Genomic DNA, 18603 nt, shown 5'->3' with positions numbered 1-18603 from the left:
AAAAACGGGGATGAAGGGTGGCTATTTCGAGATAAAATCAGCCTTAAACATTTTTTAACCGGAAGGGCGCTATTTTCGCCCGCTACATGAAAGTTTCGTTAAAAAACATTGCCTTGCAAGCCTATTTTTATCGCATCCTCCGGTTTTTGAAATTCTACCTCGCCGCAGTCACCAAGTATCAGCTGCATTCGCCGTTTGTGTTCGAGCTGACCAACGCAGTCTTGGAAGATGCTCGATGGTTCTACGCATTTCGAGATGTGGAGCGGGTGCGCCAACAGATGTTGGCAAGCGAGGTGCGCGTGAGAGCGATGGATAGCGGCCAAACCGCTTCTGCCACCACCACCATCCGCGCCGTGGTCCGCCGTGCCGCCAGCTCTCCCCGACAAGGCCAGCTGCTTTTCCGCTTGGCCTGCTGGGCATCTCCCCGAACCATGCTCGAATTGGGCACCTCTCTGGGCATCGGCGCGATGTATCTAGCCTCTGGGATGCGGAGCGCGCGATTCGTCTCATTGGAGGGTAGCGCGGACTTTGCGCAGGTGGCGCGTGCCAATTTGGAAACGCTGGGCTTGTCGAATGTCGAAATCCTCGTCGGAGCGTTCGCGGACACGTTGCCCACGGCTTTGGCTCGATTGCCTCAGCTCGACTTGGTGTTTTTCGACGGGCATCACCAACTGGAGCCCACGCTTCGATATCTCGAGACTTGTCTGCCCCATTCACACGCGCAAACGGTGTTCGTTTTTGACGATGTTTACTGGTCGCCCGATATGACGCGGGCTTGGGAGCACATTCGGCAGCACCCTCGCGTGACGCTGACCATAGATTTTTTTGAGGTTTCGCTGGCGTTTGTCAACCCCGATTTTAAGGAAAAACAGCACTACAAGGTCGTGCCGAAAGCATGGAAGCCATGGAAGGTTTTTTAGAGGATGCCGACCCGTAAAACTCGTTAGCCCGCAATTATGCAACTCGACCTCACTTACCGCCACATCTGGAGAATTTCTGCTCCCATCATGCTTGGTTCGGCAGCGCAAAACGTTATCGCACTAAGCGACGCGGTGCTGCTCTATCATCTGGGAGAGATAGAGTTTGGCGCCATTGGGTTTGTGGGCGTGTTTTATATCACCATTGCGGCGATTGGCTACTCGTTTTCGCGGGGCGGGCAGATTATGATTGCGCGGCGCATGGGTGAAGGGCGACCGGGGGCGGTGGGGCATCTTTTTCACACGATGCTGTTGTTCGAGATGGCTTTGGCGCTTTTGATGTGGGCGTTCATGCACTTCGCCACGCCTTGGTTTTTCGAGTTTTTTCTTGACCACTCGCCGGAGATTTACCAAAAATCGCTGGAGTATATTCATTATCGCTCTTTTGGCATTTTTTTCAGCTATGGGGGCATCGCGCTGATTTCGCTGTACAGCGGCATCGCCCGGCCAAAGATTATTTTGTTCACCACCGCAGTGTTGGCGTTCGTCAATCTGGTGCTCAACTATGGGTTGATTTTTGGCGAATTGGGTCTGCCTGCCATGGGTATCGGCGGTTCGGGGTTGGCCAGCAGCATTGCCGAGGGCGTGGCATTTTTGGTGTTCGGCACTTATATGATTTTTGACAAGGAAAACCGAAAACTGCGCATCTTCTCTCTGCCAGAGCCTGACTGGACTTTGACGAAACAACAACTCAACCTTGCTCTCCCGGTGGTAGCAAACGCTGCAGTCGGCCAAGGAAGCTGGGTTTTCTTTTTCGGCATGGTGGAAAACCTCGGCCCGCGGGCGCTGGCGATTTCGAACCTCGCTCGCATGGTCTATTTGTTGCTTTCGATTCCGATGTGGGGCTTTTCCTCTGGCGCCAATACGCTGATTAGCAATCTCATCGGACAAAAACGCCATCACGAGGTGCTGCTCGCCGCTTGGAAAATCGGGAAGCTGTGCTGGGCGGTCTCGATGGTGTTGGCGGTGCCAATTTTGCTTTTTCCGGGGCAATTGCTTTATCCGCTTTTGGGGAAATCGGACATGAGCCTCATCGGTGAGACGCAGCCGATTTTTTATCTGTTGTTGCTGATTCTCTCGATGGCGACGTTTGGCGTGGTGTTCATCAATGCGCTGGCAGGTACGGGTGCCACCTGGTTTGGGCTGAAGCTGCAAGCGTTCACGGTCGTCATCTATCTCGGCTACCTTTTCGTCATCACGAACTTCACTCGGCTGGGGCTGATTTGGGTGTGGATGGCCGAGGTGATTTACTGGGTGGTGATGATTGCGTTGGTCGTTGAGTACTTGCGGACGGAACGTTGGCACAAAATGGAGTTTTGATGCGTGATTGAAAGTTCTCTCTCTCCAAAATCAGGGACATCAATCATGGCTATCCCCCCCCAAAAAAAACGTGGCGAGTCAATCTTTAAAATGTTACCGCCGTAACGCTCGCTGCCAAATTCTCGCCCGACATTTGCCCCACAATTTTTTCCCGATGAGGCTCTGGCTCAAAAAATGGACGACTTGGGAGTTTCTCCCCTTTTGGTTGGCCAATCTTCCGATGTGTGGTTTTTGGCTGTGGTTCGCGGTGCGTGCGCGGCATCTGGTCTTTTTTTCCAACGTGAATCCCACCATTCCGCTGGGTGGTGCCATGGGCGAATCGAAGCACGACATATTGCGGCTATTGTCGCCCGAACATTTGCCCAAAACAATACTGGTGCGCGGAGGAGAGGCCTTTGAGCAGGTGGCGTCGGCATTGGAAAGGGCGGGCATCCACTATCCGCTCATCGCAAAGCCCGACATTGGCGAGCGTGGTTTTTTGGTAAAAAAAATATCCTCGCCCGAGGCATTGGAAGCACACCTCAGGCGCTTCCCGGTGGATTTTATCCTGCAAGAGTTTCTTACCCTCCCGGTGGAAATGACGGTGCTGTTTCATCGGTTCCCCACCCTCCATACCCAAACATCGCCCAACCGCCGCCCGATTTTTGGCATCACCTCCGTCTGCATCAAAGAGTTTTTGGCTGTCCGTGGCGACGGCCAATCCACCGTGCGCGACTTGATGCGCCGCGACGCTCGGGCGGCTTTTCAGTTGGAGCGTTTTGAGCAGGAATTTCCAGAAACACTCAAACAAACACCCGCCCCTGACGAGACGCTCCTGCTCGAGCCTATCGGCAACCACTGTCGCGGCACCAAGTTTCTGAACGGCAATCATCTGATTGATGAGGCGCTGCTCAGGGTCTTTCAGCCTGTTTGTGAGCAGTTGCCCGGCATTTGTTATGGCCGTTTCGACCTCAAATGCGAAAGCGTGGGGGCGCTCCGGCGCGGCGAGTTTAAGGTGATGGAACTCAACGGGGTGTTTGGAGAGCCTGCTCATGTGTACGACCCTTCTTTCGGGATGTGGCGAGCCTACCGCGACTTTTACCGCCATTGGCGTTTGTTGTTCGATTTGCATGGGGCACAGCGTCGGCAAGGGATTCGGCCCACGACACACGTCGAAGCGTGGCGATTCGTGTGGCGCTACATCAAGTACAAAAAGACGCTGGGGGTCTGAGAATGGAAGAGACCGAACTGGGGGGAGGGGCGTGGTAGATAATGCGCTGATGCAGGTCGGGTTAGATATAATGGGGAGCCTTTCGTCCAGTTGCGAATAAGCCTTACCTTTGCGGCTCACAAACTTTTTTTCAATGAATATCGCAGCAAACAAGGTAGTGTCTGTGCACTACACCCTGACCGAAGGCACTGCCGACGGACAGCTAGTGGAAACGACCAATGGAAACCAACCGCTGGTTTTTATTTATGGAATCGGCATGATGATTCCCGATTTTGAAAAAAATCTGGCTGGCTTGAAATCGGGCGACAAGTTCGAGTTTGGCATCCCTGCCGCCAGCGCGTATGGCGAATACGACGAAACGGCACTCGTGGAGGTGCCCAAAAATATCTTTGAGACGGATGGCAAAATCCCTGACGGCCTGTTGGAAGTTGGCAATATGCTCCCGCTCACCGACCAAAACGGCAACCACTTTCAAGGCATGGTGGCTTGGGTCGGTTTGGATAAAGTAAAGATTGACTTCAATCACCCGATGGCTGGCGTTGACCTCTATTTCACAGGCCATGTGGAGGCCGTACGCGATGCCGACCCTTCAGAATTGGCACACGGCCATGTGCATGGAGAAGGTGGCCACCACCATTGAGCTAAACACAACCACCACAACATGAATGCTCAAGGTAGCCAGCACGGGCATCATCGCCTCACGGCGGCGGGCCTGCTTGTCACGCTGGGTATCATTTTTGGCGACATCGGTACGTCGCCGCTGTATGTAATGAAAGCCATCGTGGGCGAGGGGGCGGTGATTGACCGACTCACGGTGCTGGGCGGCGTATCGTTGGTGTTTTGGACGCTGACGATTCAGACGACGCTCAAGTATGTTTTTCTGGTGCTTCGCGCCGACAACAAGGGCGAGGGTGGCATTTTCTCCCTCTATTCCTTGGTGCGGCGGCGGCGGCGGTGGTTGATGTATCCGGCTGTGTTGGGCGGGGCAGCCATGCTCGCGGAGGGCATGATTACCCCGCCCATTTCAGTTTCGTCGGCCATCGAGGGGCTATCGCTCAAATATCCCGGTATCCCTACCGTAGGCATCACGATAGCCATTATCTCGGCGTTGTTTTTCATTCAGCGGTTTGGCACTTCGGCAGTGGGGAAGAGCTTTGGCCCGATGATGTTCTTGTGGTTCAGTATGCTGGGCATATTGGGTCTTAGCCAAATCGTGCATTACCCATCTGTTTTTCAAGCTATCAGCCCAACCTACGGCATTGAGTTGCTGCGACACAGCCCCAGTTTTTTGGTGGTGATGGGCGCGGTGTTTTTATGCACCACCGGGGCGGAGGCGCTCTATGCCGACTTGGGGCACTGCGGTCGTCAGAACATTCGCGTCAGTTGGATTTTTGTAAAAATCTGCCTGCTGCTCAATTACTTCGGTCAGGCGGCATGGCTGCTTCACCACGATGGCATGGCGCTGGAGGAAAACCCATTCTACGGCATCATGCCCGAATGGTTTTTATGGCCGGGCATCATCATCGCCACGTTTGCGGCCATCATAGCCAGCCAATCCATGATTTCAGGCTCTTTCACCTTGGCCTCGGAGGCGATACGGTTGGGTTTTTTGCCCAAAATGACTGTGAGGTTCCCGTCCAATCTGAAAGGGCAGATTTACATGCCTTCTATCAACACTTTCCTGTGGATAGGGTGCGTGTGTGTGGTGCTCGTGTTCAGGGAGAGCAGCAGAATGGAAGCGGCTTATGGCCTTTCTGTGGTGTGCACCATGCTGTGTTCCACCATTTTGCTTTCCAACTGGCTGATATTGCAGCGCGTGCGCGCAGGGTTGATTTGGATGTTCTTGTTGTTTTATCTCGCGTGGGAAGGCGGCTTTTTCTTGGCGAACACCCTGAAATTCGTCGAGGGTGGCTACATCACGGTGTTCATGGCAGGCCTGCTTTTCGGTATGATGATGCTGTGGGTGAAAGCCCGCCGCATCCGCCAACGCTATACCGACGAGGTGAAAATCCGGGATTTCCTCGACCAGCTCATCTCTCTGAGCAACGACAAAGACATTCCCAAATACGCCACCAACCTCGTTTTCCTGACGAGCGCCAAAAGCCCCAAAAGGGTGGAGGAAAAGGTGCTTTACTCTATCTTGCAGACCCAGCCCAAGCGTGCCGATGTGTACTGGTTTGTTCACATCGAAACCACCGACGAGCCCCACACGATGGAGTATGAGGTGAACACCATCGCCCGCGACGATGTGTATAAGGTCAATTTCAGGCTCGGCTTCAGGGTGCAGCAGCGCATGAATTTGTTTATGAAAAAAGTGGTGGAAGAATTGGTCGAGAACGAAGAACTTAGCATCCACTCGCGCTACCATACCTTGAGCGGTATGTATCCCACTGGCGATTTCCGCTTTGTGCTGATTCAGGAATTTTTGTCAAACGAAAATGAAATCCCTTGGTTCGAGCAGTTGGTCATGTCCACCTACCTGACCGTGAAAGGCTGGGTGTCGTCGCCCAAAAACTGGTTTGGCCTCGACTCGGACTCGGTGGATACCGAGAAGGCTCCCTTGCTGTTGGAACCAGTGAAGGAAGTGCATCTCAAGCGGTTGCAGGGCGGAAACAAAGCCACCTGACGCGCGACGGGTTTTGAAACCTTCCTTGTCGCTCCCCGCCTCAGGCACGTTCAAGAATCACGGCATATCCTTGCCCGACCCCGATGCACATGGTGCAAAGCGCGTATTTCGCGCCGCGTCGTTGCAGCTCGCGTGCGGCAGCCAGCACAATGCGTGCGCCCGACATGCCCAACGGATGACCCAGCGCAATGGCACCGCCATTCGGGTTCAGGCGCTCGTCTTGGTCGGCAAGTTCGAGTTGGCGGGTGCAGGCCAGCACTTGGGCTGCGAATGCCTCGTTGAGTTCTATCACATCTATTTGGGAGAGCACAAGCCCAGCCTTTTGCAGGGCGCGGCGGCTTGCTCCCACTGGCCCGATGCCCATGATGCGCGGCTCCACACCCACTACTGCCGAACTGACGATGCGCGCGAGGGGCTTCAACTGGTGGGTCTCCAAACCTTTTTCGGAGGCGATGAGCAGCGCGGCAGCGCCGTCGTTGAGACCGGAAGCATTGCCTGCCGTGACGGAGCCTTCTTTTTTAAATGCGGGTCTAAGTTTGGCCAAAATATCGAGGGTCGTCCCCGGTTTGATGAACTCATCGTGTTCCATCAGCGTGGGTTCGCCCTTGCCTTGCAGCACTGGCACGGGCGTGATTTCTTCTGCCAAAATGCCTTTTTCGCGGGCGTGGGCGGCTTTTTGCTGGCTCCAAAGCGCGAATCTGTCTTGGTCTTCTCTGCTGATGCCGTACATTTCTACGAGGTTTTCCGCCGTCATGCCCATAGCGTCGGTGCCGTACATGGCGTTCATTCGAGGGTTGACGAACCGCCATCCAAAGCTGGAATCGTAGAGTTGGGCATCCGTGCCGAAGGGTTTGGCCGATTTGCTGATGACGTAAGGGCCTCGAGTCATGCCTTCCACGCCCCCCGCGATAAACAATTCGCCATCGCCCGCCATCGCTGCTCGCGCCGCTTGTATCACCGCCGACATTCCACTGGCGCAGAGGCGATTGACCGTCTCGCCCGGCACCGTGTGCGGCAAGCCTGCCAGCAACAAAGCCATGCGAGCCACGTTGCGGTTGTCTTCGCCTGCCTGATTGGCGCACCCAAGTATGACATCGGCGATGGCTGCCGGGTCAAGATTGGGGTGGCGTTCGAGCAATTTTTGAAGCGCATGGGCGGCGAGGTCGTCGGTGCGGACGGGCGCAAGGCCGCCGCCGAAATTGCCAATGGGGGTACGGATGCCGTCAACAAGGTAGGTTTGCATGGTCGAACATTTGAGGCGCAAAGGTGAGGCTCTTTTTGAAAAAACTCGCGTTACCGTTGTGGCTTGCGTTGCAAACTTATTGGGGGGTGAGATAAAATGCTGGAAACAGGTGCTATTCAGGCGGTGATTTGAAGAAATCACGAGAGTGTTCAGAAAAGTGTGTCAAACCATACCGGATGTTTTCTTTTTACGCAATACACGCCGCGCTTAAAGGAATGTAAATTGTTGAAAACCAAAACTCTGTGCCCTTCGTGCCTCTGTGTTTTCTTATCGTCTCCCTTGGGATGACACAGTTTCCTGAACACTCTCGAAATCCACCGCCTGAATAGATACTTGCGTATCATGCGCCAAGAAGTTCAACCCCTAATTCGCGTAAGTCGTTTTTTAAGCGATATATACCTTGATTCGCTAGGATTTGTCAGATGAACATGATTGATGCCCCTGATTTTGAGCAGAATGCGATTGCAGCTATGCCCGAAACTTGACGGCGCGAGGTATATTCTACTCAAACCGTACATCGCAACCAGCTGGCACCAACTGCCGCACACGCGCCTGCTCCGTCGCGCTCAGGTGGGTCTCTATGGCGATGAGCGTTCTCAGGTTGCGCAAGCGCCCCAATGAGTTGGGCAGTTTTTCGATGGGGTTGTAACTGATGACCAAGGTTTCCAACTGTTCCAATGCGCACAAGCTTTCTGGCAGGGCTGTCAGTTGGTTGAAGCTCAGCATCAATATCTTCAGGTTTTTCGCTTTGGTCAAATCCGATGGCAAGGCCGTCAGGGCATTGTGGTCCAAATTGATGGCCGACACGTTCTTGTTTCGGAACAGGTCGCCCACGGAGGTCAGTTGGTTGTAAGCCGCCGAAAATTGGGTTAGCCGTTTGGCCTTGGCCAAGCCTTTGGGCAAGTTGGTCAGTTTGTTCTTGTCGAGGGTGAGGGTGTGCAGCACGGGCAGACTGCCGATGGTTTTGGGCAGCGCGGTTAATTTGTTTTCGGCCACATTTAGCATCTCCAATTTGGCAATGCCCTTGATTTCGTTGGGCAGTTGCTCGAGACTGTTTTTGGAGAGGTCGAGGAACGTGAGGTTCTTGAGTTGCCGACACTTGGGGCTCAATCCGCCGATTTTGTTTTCCCTTCCGCTGATTTCGCGCAATTCCTGAAGGTCGAACAGTTCGTCGGGCAGGGCGCTTATGCTGTTTTTCATCAGATTGATGTAGCGCAGGTTTTTGAAGCGGCCTACCTCGCCGGAAATTTCTGTGAGTTCGGTTTGACGCAGGTTCAGCAGTACCACGGCTTGGGGTTCCTGCAAGCCCTCGGCGATGCTGTGGTAGATTTTGTGTTTGCCGGACTCCAGTTCGAGCAGGCTTTTTTGGGCGCCTGCGCACAGCCCGATGGCGGTACAAAGCAGGGTAAATACTATTTTTTTCATGTTTGGGACGAAATTGAAAATTCGTCCGACGAGGTTGTCGTCGGACGAATTCGGATATTGAGTCAAAAGAAATGACGAGGCGGCGACCTCTTGTCTTCGCCTCGCCAGTAAGCATCTGAATTACCGTTGAATCACAATGCGTTTGGTCGTCGTGCGGGTGCCCGCTTGGACGACCAAGAAATAAAGCCCGTTCGGCACCCGATAGGCTTCTAGTTGCAGGTCAATGCGATGCGTGCCAGCAGGCAGGTTGTTGTTGAACTGTTGCACCATGCGTCCCTGTGCGTCCACGAGGCTGGTTTGGAACGGCGTTGCCGAGTCGAGGTCGAACGTCATGGTAAAGTTGCCGTTGTTGGGGTTGGGGGCCACGGTCAGCTCTAAGGTCTGGTCGGGCGCTTGGGCTACGCTGACCGTGCCGCTGAGTACTTCGCTGCGGGCCACGATGACCGAGGTGCTGCGGTCGAAGCGAAGGGTGTCGCCGTTGATGTCGAGTTGGAACGTGGCCGCGTTGGTAGCACTGGGCGATTGGATGGACAGGAAACCAAAGCGGTTGTCGGGCGTGAAGTGGAAGCCGCAGGGTTCACTGCCGTTCGGCGTGCGGGCAAAAAGGAGCACATCGGGCTGGAACTGTGTGTGGTTGGGCGTGACCATCCAGACGTGGTCGTTGCTGCCGTCCTGAAGTACCCAGAGGTTGCCTCGGTCGTCCACCGTCATGTTGTCGTTGCCAGCGCCCCAGGGTTCGGTAGCGATGCCCGTACCGTAGTTGATTTGATAGCTGGCGTTGCCGACGTATTCGATGAATTCCGACACGGTGTTGCCGTCGTCCTTGAAGCGGTACACGCGGTTGTTGCCTTTGGAGGTGAAGTAGATGCGGTCGTCAATCGGGTGGTATTCCACATCCTCTGGGCCGTTGAAACTGGTGCCGCCGAGGCTGGCCGCGAGGAAGTTGGTGTTGTTGCGCTCGCTTTGCGTGGTGTTTGGCACCTGTACCCAAGTGCCTGTGGTGCCAGTGGGCGCGCCGCTTTGCAGGGGGCTGTTGAGGCGCAGCACATACAGCGTGCCGCTGTACAGGTTCGCTTTTTGGTCGGCCACGAACTTGTAAACGCAGGATGTGCCGCCGTCTTCGGCGAAGTACACTCGGATGCTGTCGGGGTGCGGCGCGGCGTTTTCGTGTGACATGCGACCCATGGCCCACAGTTTTTCCTTTTTGTTGTTGCCGTACTGCTTGACCTGTTTGGTCCATGGGTCAATCTCGACAATCCAGCCGTAGTCCATGTAGCCGTCGCTGTTGGCATCGCCAGCCACGAAGGTTTCTTCGCAGGTCAGGATGGTGCCCCACGGGGTGATGCCGCCGGAACAGTTGCGGCTGGTGCCCACGATGTCGTCGGTATAGAAATTCACGGCCTGGGTGGTGTCTATGAGCCAGCGGCGGTTGGTTGCATCGTAGCGTACGTCGGCGATGGTGACTGCGCCGGGGGAGGTCTCGTGATTGATGGTAATTACGCCCTCTGTGCTGCTGCCATTACGGCCCACAAACGCGGTGAAGTCGTTGTTTCCGGGAATGTTTATGAATGGGATACCGGACACCTGCTTGGTGTAGTTATCGCCCTGCTCGATAATTTTTTGGAACCGGTGCGTGCTGGGGATGCTCAGCCCCGTCGGACGCGGACCAAGCGGTGATACCGATGTGAAGCATGAGATATGTGTGTCGTCCGAACCGAAACAACCGGCAGCCACGTCGGGTGCTTTGGGCGCTACTGTGATTTCGAGGTCGAAGCTCAGGTCGGAGCTGGTGCCATCACGCTGGTGGACGCGGGCGGCGATAGCGTTGATGCCTGTCGAGAAAATGGTCTTGGGCAGTGGGAAGGTGTAATAGGTCGTTTCATCAGAGCCGGAAATGATGGTAGAGGCCCATGTGTTATCGTCAATCGGTCCTGCGGGCAAGTTGTCCCGAATGATTTCCGCCCCGTTCACATAGACAATAATGCCGTCGTCGCGGCGGATGTTGAACACGACCGTATCGGGTATGATAGCCAAGTTGGGCAGGTTGATGTCTTTGCGGAACCAAGTGGTGATGTACTTGTCGTTGGCGTTAGGGCCAAAGCCGACCACTGTACTGACCGGGTCGCCGTAGCCGAGCGGCGCCTCGCCGTAGTCCCAGTCGCTAAAATCAAAGCCGGGCTGGTTCCAGTTGTTGTCCACACTGCCTCTGTCCCAGAACGCCCAGATGGAGTTTTTGGTCAGCGGGAACACGCCGGGGTCAAGCCGGGGCTTCTTCTCGGTCACTTGCAGGTCGAAGCTCAGGTCGTCGCTGTTCACGGTATGCTGGTGTACGCTTACGGCCAGCACGTTGAGGCCGTTTTTCAAATCGGTAGCCGGGGCGGCGATGCGCAAAAACTCGTTTTCAGCGGCACCTTCCACGGCTGAGAGGGCTAAGGTTGCGTGGGTTACGGGGCCACTGGCCACGTTGTCGCGGAAGAGCTCCACTCCGTTGAGATAAACTACCGCGCCGTCGTCGCGCTTGAGGAGGAAGATGAGCGAGTCCACCCCGTATTGGTTGGGGTTGTAGATGAACTTGTGGCGGAAGTAGGATACGGGCCACTTGTTGTTGGCATCGGGGCCGAAGGGGATGACGGTGGCCTCGTCGCCGTCGCCGTATCCCAGTTCGGCAGGGCCGAAGCTCCAAGTGGTATCGTTGAAGGTGAGCGCAGTCCAGTTGGCCGCGGGAGCGGTGTCGTCGGCATACCAGCTCCACACCCGGCCTTTTTCCACGGGGAAGGCACCTACTGGCGCGACTGGGGTGCCACCACCGCCACCGAGGTAGCGGATGATGATTTCAGGCGCGTAGGTCAGGTTGCCGTGGCCTTCGGCACCTTCGTACGATTCAGCCTCGCGCGTGCCCTCACCAGTAAAGTAGAAGGCCATAGAGTTGCCGGGAGTCCAGTCGGAGCGATTGACGAGCTGTTGCACCAAAGCGCCGATATTGGTAGTGCGCTGTGCCGGGCCACGGGTGCCTGTGCTGCCGCCAGCCCAGCTGGGTACCACCCATTCCACGCTATCCGTCAATTTTGGACGGTTGGCCAGCTCGAAATTGAGGTTGTCCGTGAATGTCTTTGGGTTGCTGTCATCCTCTGCTTTGATGTAGAGGATACAGGGGTCGAGCGTCTTGTTGTTGTCGTAAGTAAATTGTATAAAAGCATCTTGGATGATGGCTCCTTGAGGCACCTCTATGTTGTTGAACCGCACACCCACGATTTGCTTGGAATCGGGGTTGGACGTGTTCTCCTGCACGAGTTCCAAGTCGCTGGAAGCGATGTCGTGCTCACCGGTGACTATATATTCCTCCATGTCGTCCGTGTCGCTGTCCACATGCTTGGCAAACGTGGTCACGTTGGCGTACTGGATGAGGAGTTCGGGCGCGTAGCCCAAGTTGCCGTGGCCTTCAGCGCCTTCATAAGATTCGGCCTCGCGTGTGCCTTCGCCAGTAACGTAGAAAGCCATGGCGTTGCCAGAGGTCCAGTCGGGGCGATTGACCAATTTCTGCACCAGTGTGGCGATGTCAGATGATAGTTGAGCCGGGCCTCGGGTGCCAGTGCTGCCACCGGCCCAGCTGGGCACTACCCATTCCACGCTGTCGCTCAGTTTGGGGCGGTTGGCCAGTTCAAAGTTCAGGTTGTCCGTAAAGGTTTGCGGGTTGCCGCTGTCCTCTGCCTTGAAATAGAGGATGCAGGGGTCGAGCGTCTTGCTGTTGTCGTAAGTGAATTGGATTTTGGCCGACAGAATGACTGCCCCTTGTGGCACATTGACGGAGGCAAAGCGAAGGCCTACGATTTGTTTGCTGTCGGGGTTGGAAGTGTTTTCCTGCACGAGTTCGAGGTCGCTGGAGGCCACGTCGTGTTCGCCAGTCAGGACGTACTCCTCCATGTCGTCGGTAGCGGAAATCACAAAGCTGGATGTGGACAGGGCCGGCAGGTAGGTGATGATGAGTTCGGGTGCGTATTGTAGGTTGCCGTGACCTTCGGCCCCTTCGTACGATTCGGCCTCGCGGGTTCCTTCGCCGGTGACGTAGAAAGCCATGGCGTTGCCTGCTGCCCAGCCGCTCTGATTGACCAATTGTTGCACCAATGCGGCGATGTTGGTCGAGCGCTGTGCCGGGCCACGGGTGCCCGTGCTGCCGCCTGCCCAACTGGGCACTGTCCATTCCACATAGTCGGGAAACTTTGGGCGGTTGGCCAGTTCAAAGTTGAGGTTGTCAGTGAAGGTTTGTGGGTTTGCGTTTTTTTCGGCCCAGATGTTCAGGATGCAAGGGTCGAGCGTCTTGTTGTTGTCGTAAGTGAATTGGATGTATGCCGATAGGATGATGGCACCCGGCGGTACATTGACAGCGGCAAAACGCAGGCCTACGATTTGTTTGCTGTCAGGGTTGGAAGTGCTTTCCTGAACGAGTTCCAAGTCGCTGGAAGCGACATCGTGTTCGCCAGTCAAGACATACTCTTCCATGTCGTCGGTGTCGGCACTGACAAAGGTGCTGACAGTGACTTGTGCCCAAGTGGCCGAAGTCCACACCGCGAAAAAGAGCGATAACGCAAGGGGTAAAAATTTTCTGTACATAAGAGCAAGAGAGAATGGTGAGCGGCAAAACTCCGAACACCTCTCCCCCTCGCCGTTAAGCCTTCATTAAGTTTGGGTCAAGTTATTGTGCAGTTGCGTAAGCGGCTGTTTTACAGTACATAAGGTATATGAGTGTCTTTTCTCGACAAGTATTGCCCTTGTTGCCAGATGGCATGCACCATGAAAAGTTTTTACCCGATTACTTCGGTGCCATCTTCAAATGGAAATTGAACATCGGTGTTTGCAACACTCCGTAAAGGCGCACCCAAATAGGCAATATCTGCTCTGTGCCCCGTGCGGTCGTGATGTCGCCCAAATCAAGGATGTTGTGAGCCGCCCATCCAAAACTCTTGAGCACTTCCACGACTTGAGCTTTGGCATCCGCATCGTTGCCACTGACGAAAATCGTGTGGTCGCCGGGAATGATGCTGGGGTTGACCATGATGGGATTGGTCACAGTGTTTAACGTTTTTACCACTTTCAAAGTCGGAAAGGCCGCTTGAATTTGTTCGCCCAGACTGTCGGTATTGCTCACGAACAATGAGGGCGGGAAGCCTTTTGAAAAATCCAAGGGATTCGTGATGTCGAGCAGGATTTTGCCCGACAGTTTGGCCTCGCCTGCCTGTTTAAGGCTGTCAATAGCGGCAAAACCGTTCATGGCGTGCACGATGATGCCATCCGAAAAAGCGGCCGCTTCCGAGTAGGTCACCAACTTGATGTGCGGGTTTTGTGTGGCCCAAGTGCCAATGGCTGGGTTGCCCCAAGCATCGGGAGTGGTGCGCGACAGGCTTTCCGCCACATTGCGGGTGCCCATCACGACTTCATGGCCCAAGCCTGCCAAACGACCAGCCAATGCTTGACCAACCGAACCTGTTCCGAGAACTGCGATTTTCATGCTGCGAATTTTTTTTGCTGAAACAAATAATTTGGCTATACCTTTGTAAGCCACTGTAAAAAGTATAGCAAAGGTGGGTCAAGATGCCGATATTTGTCAATACGCTGTCAAGCTTGACAGTGACTGTCGGAAGTGACAAGTTTGCTGAATGCGAACAGGTTAGAGCGGAAAAAATGTCAAAAAAAATTTTCGAGGCCATACAACACACACCAAACAAGCGTAAAAAACGGCCATGCTCATCAACGGAGAAGAACAAGTCATTCAACTAAGAGGCGAGACCTTTCACTGCGCCCTTGATGTCACCATGCACTTCATCGGCGGCAAATGGAAAACCGTGGTGCTGTGGTATTTGCGCAACGACAAAAAGCGATTTAGCGAGCTCAAGAAGCGCATTCCCGACATCACCGAAAAAATGCTGAGCCTCCAACTCAAAACTTTGGAAGAAGACGGATTGGTGAGGCGCACGGTCTATCCAGAGGTGCCGCCACGGGTCGAGTACGAACTCACCGATTTTGGCCGCACGACCGTGCCCATGTTGGAGGAAATCGCCAAGTGGGGGCGAACGTTGGGCAGTGTTGAAGGCAAGATGGTTCGGAAAGAGGAAGTCAAGGGGCATTGAGGAACATTGGGCGGCTTCACTCCCCTCGAAACTTGCTATCCCATTTACCCTTTAGCCGAAAAAAAGCGAAGGCCCCGATAGCCATGGTCAGCCCTGTCGCCAAGCCCGACATCAGGTAAAAGACCTTGTTGGGAACACCACTTTCGATGACGATTTTTGGCAGCCTGACCATCGTCTCAGCCGCAAACGCACCATAAAGCCCCATCACGCTCCAATACATGAATGACAGATGCAAAGAGATGTACTGCTTGCGAGGCCATTTGGCTAGGACAGGCCACAACCCACACGCGAGCGTCAGGGCGCTTACCACCGCCATCCAATGAAAAATGCCCCAACCGTGGAACAATCGGTAAATCATGAACGCCGTGCTCAAGAGCACCACCATGCTCAACGCATAGAGATAGCCGATTCTCTTGTGCGCAACCGTCCCCTTTTCGAGCCACAAAACAAAGGTGCCGGCGACGAGCGCAATCACCGACGCAAACAGATGTAACCATCCCCAAGCATCGCTCACCAAGTGTTGCATTGTTTGTTCGTTTTGTTATTAGACTTGTTGCGGTGGATGCCTTTGGCGAAGGGAAAGCCCTTTTTCCGACTGGCTTCGTTACATTTTTCGCCGAATATGCCCGATTTCGACTGCAAAATTTGCCTTGCCAGTCGAAAAAATGACAATCCCCTTCACTCAAAGCCCTCCACCGCAACAAGTCTATTCAAAATATGATTTCAGGTCCTTGTAAAAAGCATCGAACGCTTCCACACCTTTCTCCGTAATCCGGCAGATGGTGAGCGGGTAATTGTTGCGGTAGGTCTTTTCCACCTCGATGTAGCCAGCTTCCTGCAATTTGCTGATTTGTGCGCTCAGGTTGCCTGCCGTGGCATCCGTTTGCTCTTTCAGCAAATTGAAATCCGCTTCACGCGCCACCATCAGATACGACATGATGGCCAGTCGCAATTGCGACAGTAGCAAAGGGTCCAATTCCTTAAACATGTTGCTTCCGTGCTTTGTGGTTCAACCAATAGCCCGGCAAAAGATAACCCAGCACCACGGCCCCTGCTTCCACCAAGGAATGTTCGCGCACGGCGACGAACAGGCAAAGAACGGCACCTGCCCAAAGAGTCAAGCCGCCAAACACCAATGGGCGAAACCGAATGAGGATGCCAGACATGAACGTGGCAAATCCCGCCAAGACGAGTACCATAGGGACCGGGGGAATTTGTCTCATAACGCTAATGACCAATGTCAAAACCAGCGAGATGCCGAAACCAAGCCATAGGTAGCCGTACAGCTCGCGCACGATGTTTTTTTCCTGTTGTTTCTGGTCGCGCCGCCATTCGTATATCAACGAACCCGGTGCGCCGAGCAAAGGCATAACCATCCAGGCCAAATGAGCCCGTTCCCCGTAGCCATTCACCAGCATGTAGTATTCGGCCAGACAAGCGGCCACTACCAGCCAGCCCCACCACAAAAATTGAAACCCGTTTTCTCCTACCCCACGCTTGGCAAGGTCAATGGTCTCGCGGATGAGGCGCAGGCTTTCCTGCGGATTGAGTGTTTTTTCTTCTTGTTGCATGGAGGAAAAATTTAGTTTAGATTTTAAAATTTTGCACAAATGTAAAGTAGTTTATTTTTTAAACCAAATTTTTCGATGAAAAGACATTGTCGCGGTGAGCGTTGCGTCGCCGCTCACGATACTGCTTGGTGAAAACACCAAGCAGGGCGCGAAAGACATTTTTCAAAGGACGAGTGGGCGGTTTTTTTAGGGGGCTTGTGCAAAAAAATGAGCCACCCCGCGATTGGCGGGATGGCTCATTGCACCGGCGTTTATCAAGCCTGATTTTAGTTGAACGAATACTCTCCCGTGTTCACGTTGAACCGCACGTTGTACGTTCCGCCGGGAATCGGGATGTTCGGCCCGTTGGGCGTGGCAACGCCAGATGGGAAGCCGCTGCCGCCCCAGTTGTTGTCCCAGCTGTCGTTGGCGCGGAATTTTGCCTCACCGGCCGTCAGCGTGATATTGAGGGTGACCACGCCGACCTCCGTGTTTTCGGCCATGTTGGTATCGGTGTCCCAGCCACCGGGCGTGGCGTTGCCGATGATGCCGATAGAGGCGGGCGTGAAGCTGTATTCACCCGTGTTGGCGTTGAAAGTGACGAAGTAAATGCCTTTCGAGACCGGGATGTTCGGGCCATTTTGGGTGCCTGTCCCGGTTGGGAAAGAGCCTGCGCCCCAGTTGATGTCCCAGCTGTTGTTGGCGCGGAATTTTGCCTCACCGTTGCCAAGCCCTATGATTAAACTGAAAGTGCCATCGCCGTTGGGTTTCATTGGCGTTTCGGTGTCCCAGCCGCCGGGTGTGGCGTTTCCGATGATGCCCACCGAGGCAATGCCCGCGTCTGGCTCAAATCTGTAGGCCCCCGTGCCGGGGCTGAAGGTGATGATATAGGAGCCTGCCACCACCGGGATGTTGGGGCCGTTGAGTGTGGCGGTTCCCGTGGGAAAAGTGCTGCCACCCCAGTTGGTGCCCCAGCTTTTGTTGGCGCGGAATTTCACCTCGCCGTCGGTGAGGGTCATCTTGATTTCAAAATTGCCGCCACCGATGTTGGTCATTTCCGTGTCGGAGTCCCAGCCGGTGGGCGTGGCGCTGCCGATGATGCCGATGACGGGGTAACGCAGGAATTCGACGGTGTAGAGTCGTGTCCTGTCGTTGAAGGAAATGGTGTAGTACGCCTCGCCTTCGGGTGCGTTGAAGGTGATGTTGTTGCCAAACAGTTCGGCTCTGCCGTCACCGTCGTTGTCGCCCCAGTTTTGACCCATGAAGTTGGGGCCTTCGGAGAATTTGAACAAGTCGCCAGGCTTGAGCAGGATTTCATTCAAGACCCAAGTGTTGTCAGCCACAAGGTTGAACTTGTATTGACTCCCTTGGAAGTTGTTGAACGAGCCGAGCAAATAGAGCGCGCTCGCGTTGCTGGCAAACGTGATAGCAGGCGTGAAACTATACGCGCCGCTCGGGAACTCGAAGCGCACTTTCCATGTGCCTGCCGGGACGGGTATGTTCGGGCCATCCTGTGTGCCTACGCCCGTGGGGAAACTGGAGGCCCCCCAGTTGACAGCCCATGCATTGTCGGCGCGAAATTTCACCTCGCCGTCGGTGAGGGTGATGACGAGCTCATACACGCCGGGGCTGACCTCGGGCATATCCGTGTCTTCGCCCCATCCGCCCGGTGTGGCAGAGCCGATGATGCCGATATTGGGCTTGATGCCGATTTCAAAACCTGTGGTGCGCGATTGCGTCTTGCCTTTCGTATCGGTGACGGAGACGACCAATTTGTATTTGCCAAGCGGAAGGCTTGCGGCATTGAACGAGCTGCCCTCTATCAGGAGAGAGTCGGCAGTGCCGGTGAGCGATTGCGTTTTGGTGGCGATTTGTGTGCCTGCGTCGTTGGTGAGCGTCACGGTGGAGGAGGCCAGCGTGGAGACGCTGCCGGAGACGAACTTCACCACCACATCGAAATTTTGGCCGGAGCCGACGACGGCGCCATTGGCGGGTGTTATGCTGAACACGCCCGGCGGAAAGTCGGTGAGCGCGGCGAGGTCCAATTCTTCCTTTTTGCAGGCGAAGAACAGCACGAACGCGCCCAGCAGCAGGAGTGAATTTTTAAAAATATGCTTCATGCTTTTTTTA

Annotated in this window: 14 protein-coding genes; 6 read left to right on the top strand and 8 right to left on the bottom strand. The window is 54.7% G+C overall.

The annotated features are described in order from the left end of the window. Positions 1-86 precede the first annotated feature (86 nt). The 5 genes from KIS77_16655 to KIS77_16635 all read left to right on the top strand — a co-directional run bounded on the left by KIS77_16655 (position 87) and on the right by KIS77_16635 (position 6133). The gene (locus tag KIS77_16655; protein MCW5923975.1) at positions 87-920 is read left to right on the top strand and encodes a class I SAM-dependent methyltransferase; all 834 of its coding nucleotides are present in this window, start codon (positions 87-89) and stop codon (positions 918-920) included. A gap of 36 nt (positions 921-956) precedes the next feature. Then, positions 957-2297, top strand: a complete 1341-nt coding sequence (locus KIS77_16650) for an MATE family efflux transporter (protein ID MCW5923974.1) — start codon at positions 957-959, stop codon at positions 2295-2297. Positions 2298-2451: 154 nt separating this feature from the next. Beyond that, positions 2452-3507, top strand: coding sequence for a hypothetical protein (locus tag KIS77_16645; protein ID MCW5923973.1), 1056 nt, complete (start codon positions 2452-2454; stop codon positions 3505-3507). 133 nt (positions 3508-3640) lie between these two features. After that, the gene (locus tag KIS77_16640) at positions 3641-4147 is read left to right on the top strand and encodes an FKBP-type peptidyl-prolyl cis-trans isomerase (GenBank protein ID MCW5923972.1); all 507 of its coding nucleotides are present in this window, start codon (positions 3641-3643) and stop codon (positions 4145-4147) included. 21 nt (positions 4148-4168) lie between these two features. Continuing rightward, positions 4169-6133 (top strand): KUP/HAK/KT family potassium transporter, encoded by a 1965-nt coding sequence (locus KIS77_16635; GenBank protein ID MCW5923971.1) that lies wholly within the window; start codon positions 4169-4171, stop codon positions 6131-6133. Positions 6134-6173: 40 nt separating this feature from the next. On the opposite strand, the gene pcaF is transcribed toward KIS77_16635, so the two are convergent. The 4 genes from pcaF to KIS77_16615 form a co-directional block, all read right to left on the bottom strand. Further along, the gene (pcaF, locus tag KIS77_16630) at positions 6174-7376 is read right to left on the bottom strand and encodes a 3-oxoadipyl-CoA thiolase (GenBank protein ID MCW5923970.1); all 1203 of its coding nucleotides are present in this window, start codon (positions 7374-7376) and stop codon (positions 6174-6176) included. Positions 7377-7877: 501 nt separating this feature from the next. After that, complete coding sequence (locus KIS77_16625; protein MCW5923969.1) at positions 7878-8801, bottom strand: hypothetical protein; 924 nt, start codon at positions 8799-8801, stop codon at positions 7878-7880. 120 nt (positions 8802-8921) lie between these two features. Next, a complete protein-coding gene (locus KIS77_16620; protein ID MCW5923968.1) occupies positions 8922-13409 on the bottom strand; it encodes a DUF839 domain-containing protein in 4488 nt (1495 codons plus the stop codon). 199 nt (positions 13410-13608) lie between these two features. Then, a complete protein-coding gene (locus KIS77_16615) occupies positions 13609-14304 on the bottom strand; it encodes an NAD(P)-binding domain-containing protein (GenBank protein MCW5923967.1) in 696 nt (231 codons plus the stop codon). 232 nt (positions 14305-14536) lie between these two features. Here KIS77_16615 and KIS77_16610 point away from each other — a divergent pair, with 232 nt between their 5' ends. Further along, positions 14537-14923, top strand: a complete 387-nt coding sequence (locus tag KIS77_16610; GenBank protein ID MCW5923966.1) for a helix-turn-helix transcriptional regulator — start codon at positions 14537-14539, stop codon at positions 14921-14923. Between the two features lie 16 nt (positions 14924-14939). On the opposite strand, the gene KIS77_16605 is transcribed toward KIS77_16610, so the two are convergent. The 4 genes from KIS77_16605 to KIS77_16590 all read right to left on the bottom strand — a co-directional run bounded on the left by KIS77_16605 (position 14940) and on the right by KIS77_16590 (position 18593). Beyond that, positions 14940-15449 carry a hypothetical protein gene (locus KIS77_16605; protein ID MCW5923965.1) on the bottom strand — a complete coding sequence of 170 codons (510 nt, stop codon included), beginning with the start codon at positions 15447-15449 and terminating at the stop codon, positions 14940-14942. A gap of 180 nt (positions 15450-15629) precedes the next feature. Beyond that, positions 15630-15911, bottom strand: coding sequence for a transcriptional regulator (locus KIS77_16600; GenBank protein MCW5923964.1), 282 nt, complete (start codon positions 15909-15911; stop codon positions 15630-15632). Further along, a complete protein-coding gene (locus KIS77_16595; protein MCW5923963.1) occupies positions 15904-16494 on the bottom strand; it encodes a hypothetical protein in 591 nt (196 codons plus the stop codon). The genes KIS77_16600 and KIS77_16595 overlap by 8 nt, the downstream gene beginning before the upstream one ends. 266 nt (positions 16495-16760) lie before the next feature. Continuing rightward, on the bottom strand, positions 16761-18593 hold the full coding sequence (locus KIS77_16590; GenBank protein MCW5923962.1) for a SusF/SusE family outer membrane protein: 1833 nt from the start codon (positions 18591-18593) through the stop codon (positions 16761-16763). Between the last annotated feature and the right edge of the window lie 10 nt (positions 18594-18603).

Source organism: Saprospiraceae bacterium (genome assembly GCA_026129545.1).
In the GTDB taxonomy this organism is placed as follows: Bacteria; Bacteroidota; Bacteroidia; order Chitinophagales; family Saprospiraceae; genus M3007.
The sequence above is the reverse complement of the archived record's forward strand: the minus strand, read 5'-3'. Positions and strand labels throughout refer to the sequence as shown.

Excerpts from the sequence above, each read along its gene's own strand:
- KIS77_16655 (MCW5923975.1), top strand. The coding sequence starts at position 87 with ATGAAAGTTTCGTTAAAAAACATTGCCTTGCAAGCCTATTTTTATCGC.
- KIS77_16650 (MCW5923974.1), top strand. The coding sequence starts at position 957 with ATGCAACTCGACCTCACTTACCGCCACATCTGGAGAATTTCTGCTCCC.
- KIS77_16645 (MCW5923973.1), top strand. The coding sequence starts at position 2,452 with ATGAGGCTCTGGCTCAAAAAATGGACGACTTGGGAGTTTCTCCCCTTT.
- KIS77_16640 (MCW5923972.1), top strand. The coding sequence starts at position 3,641 with ATGAATATCGCAGCAAACAAGGTAGTGTCTGTGCACTACACCCTGACC.
- KIS77_16635 (MCW5923971.1), top strand. The coding sequence starts at position 4,169 with ATGAATGCTCAAGGTAGCCAGCACGGGCATCATCGCCTCACGGCGGCG.
- pcaF (MCW5923970.1), bottom strand. The coding sequence starts at position 7,376 with ATGCAAACCTACCTTGTTGACGGCATCCGTACCCCCATTGGCAATTTC.
- KIS77_16625 (MCW5923969.1), bottom strand. The coding sequence starts at position 8,801 with ATGAAAAAAATAGTATTTACCCTGCTTTGTACCGCCATCGGGCTGTGC.
- KIS77_16620 (MCW5923968.1), bottom strand. The coding sequence starts at position 13,409 with ATGTACAGAAAATTTTTACCCCTTGCGTTATCGCTCTTTTTCGCGGTG.
- KIS77_16615 (MCW5923967.1), bottom strand. The coding sequence starts at position 14,304 with ATGAAAATCGCAGTTCTCGGAACAGGTTCGGTTGGTCAAGCATTGGCT.
- KIS77_16610 (MCW5923966.1), top strand. The coding sequence starts at position 14,537 with ATGCTCATCAACGGAGAAGAACAAGTCATTCAACTAAGAGGCGAGACC.
- KIS77_16605 (MCW5923965.1), bottom strand. The coding sequence starts at position 15,449 with ATGCAACACTTGGTGAGCGATGCTTGGGGATGGTTACATCTGTTTGCG.
- KIS77_16600 (MCW5923964.1), bottom strand. The coding sequence starts at position 15,911 with ATGTTTAAGGAATTGGACCCTTTGCTACTGTCGCAATTGCGACTGGCC.
- KIS77_16595 (MCW5923963.1), bottom strand. The coding sequence starts at position 16,494 with ATGCAACAAGAAGAAAAAACACTCAATCCGCAGGAAAGCCTGCGCCTC.
- KIS77_16590 (MCW5923962.1), bottom strand. The coding sequence starts at position 18,593 with ATGAAGCATATTTTTAAAAATTCACTCCTGCTGCTGGGCGCGTTCGTG.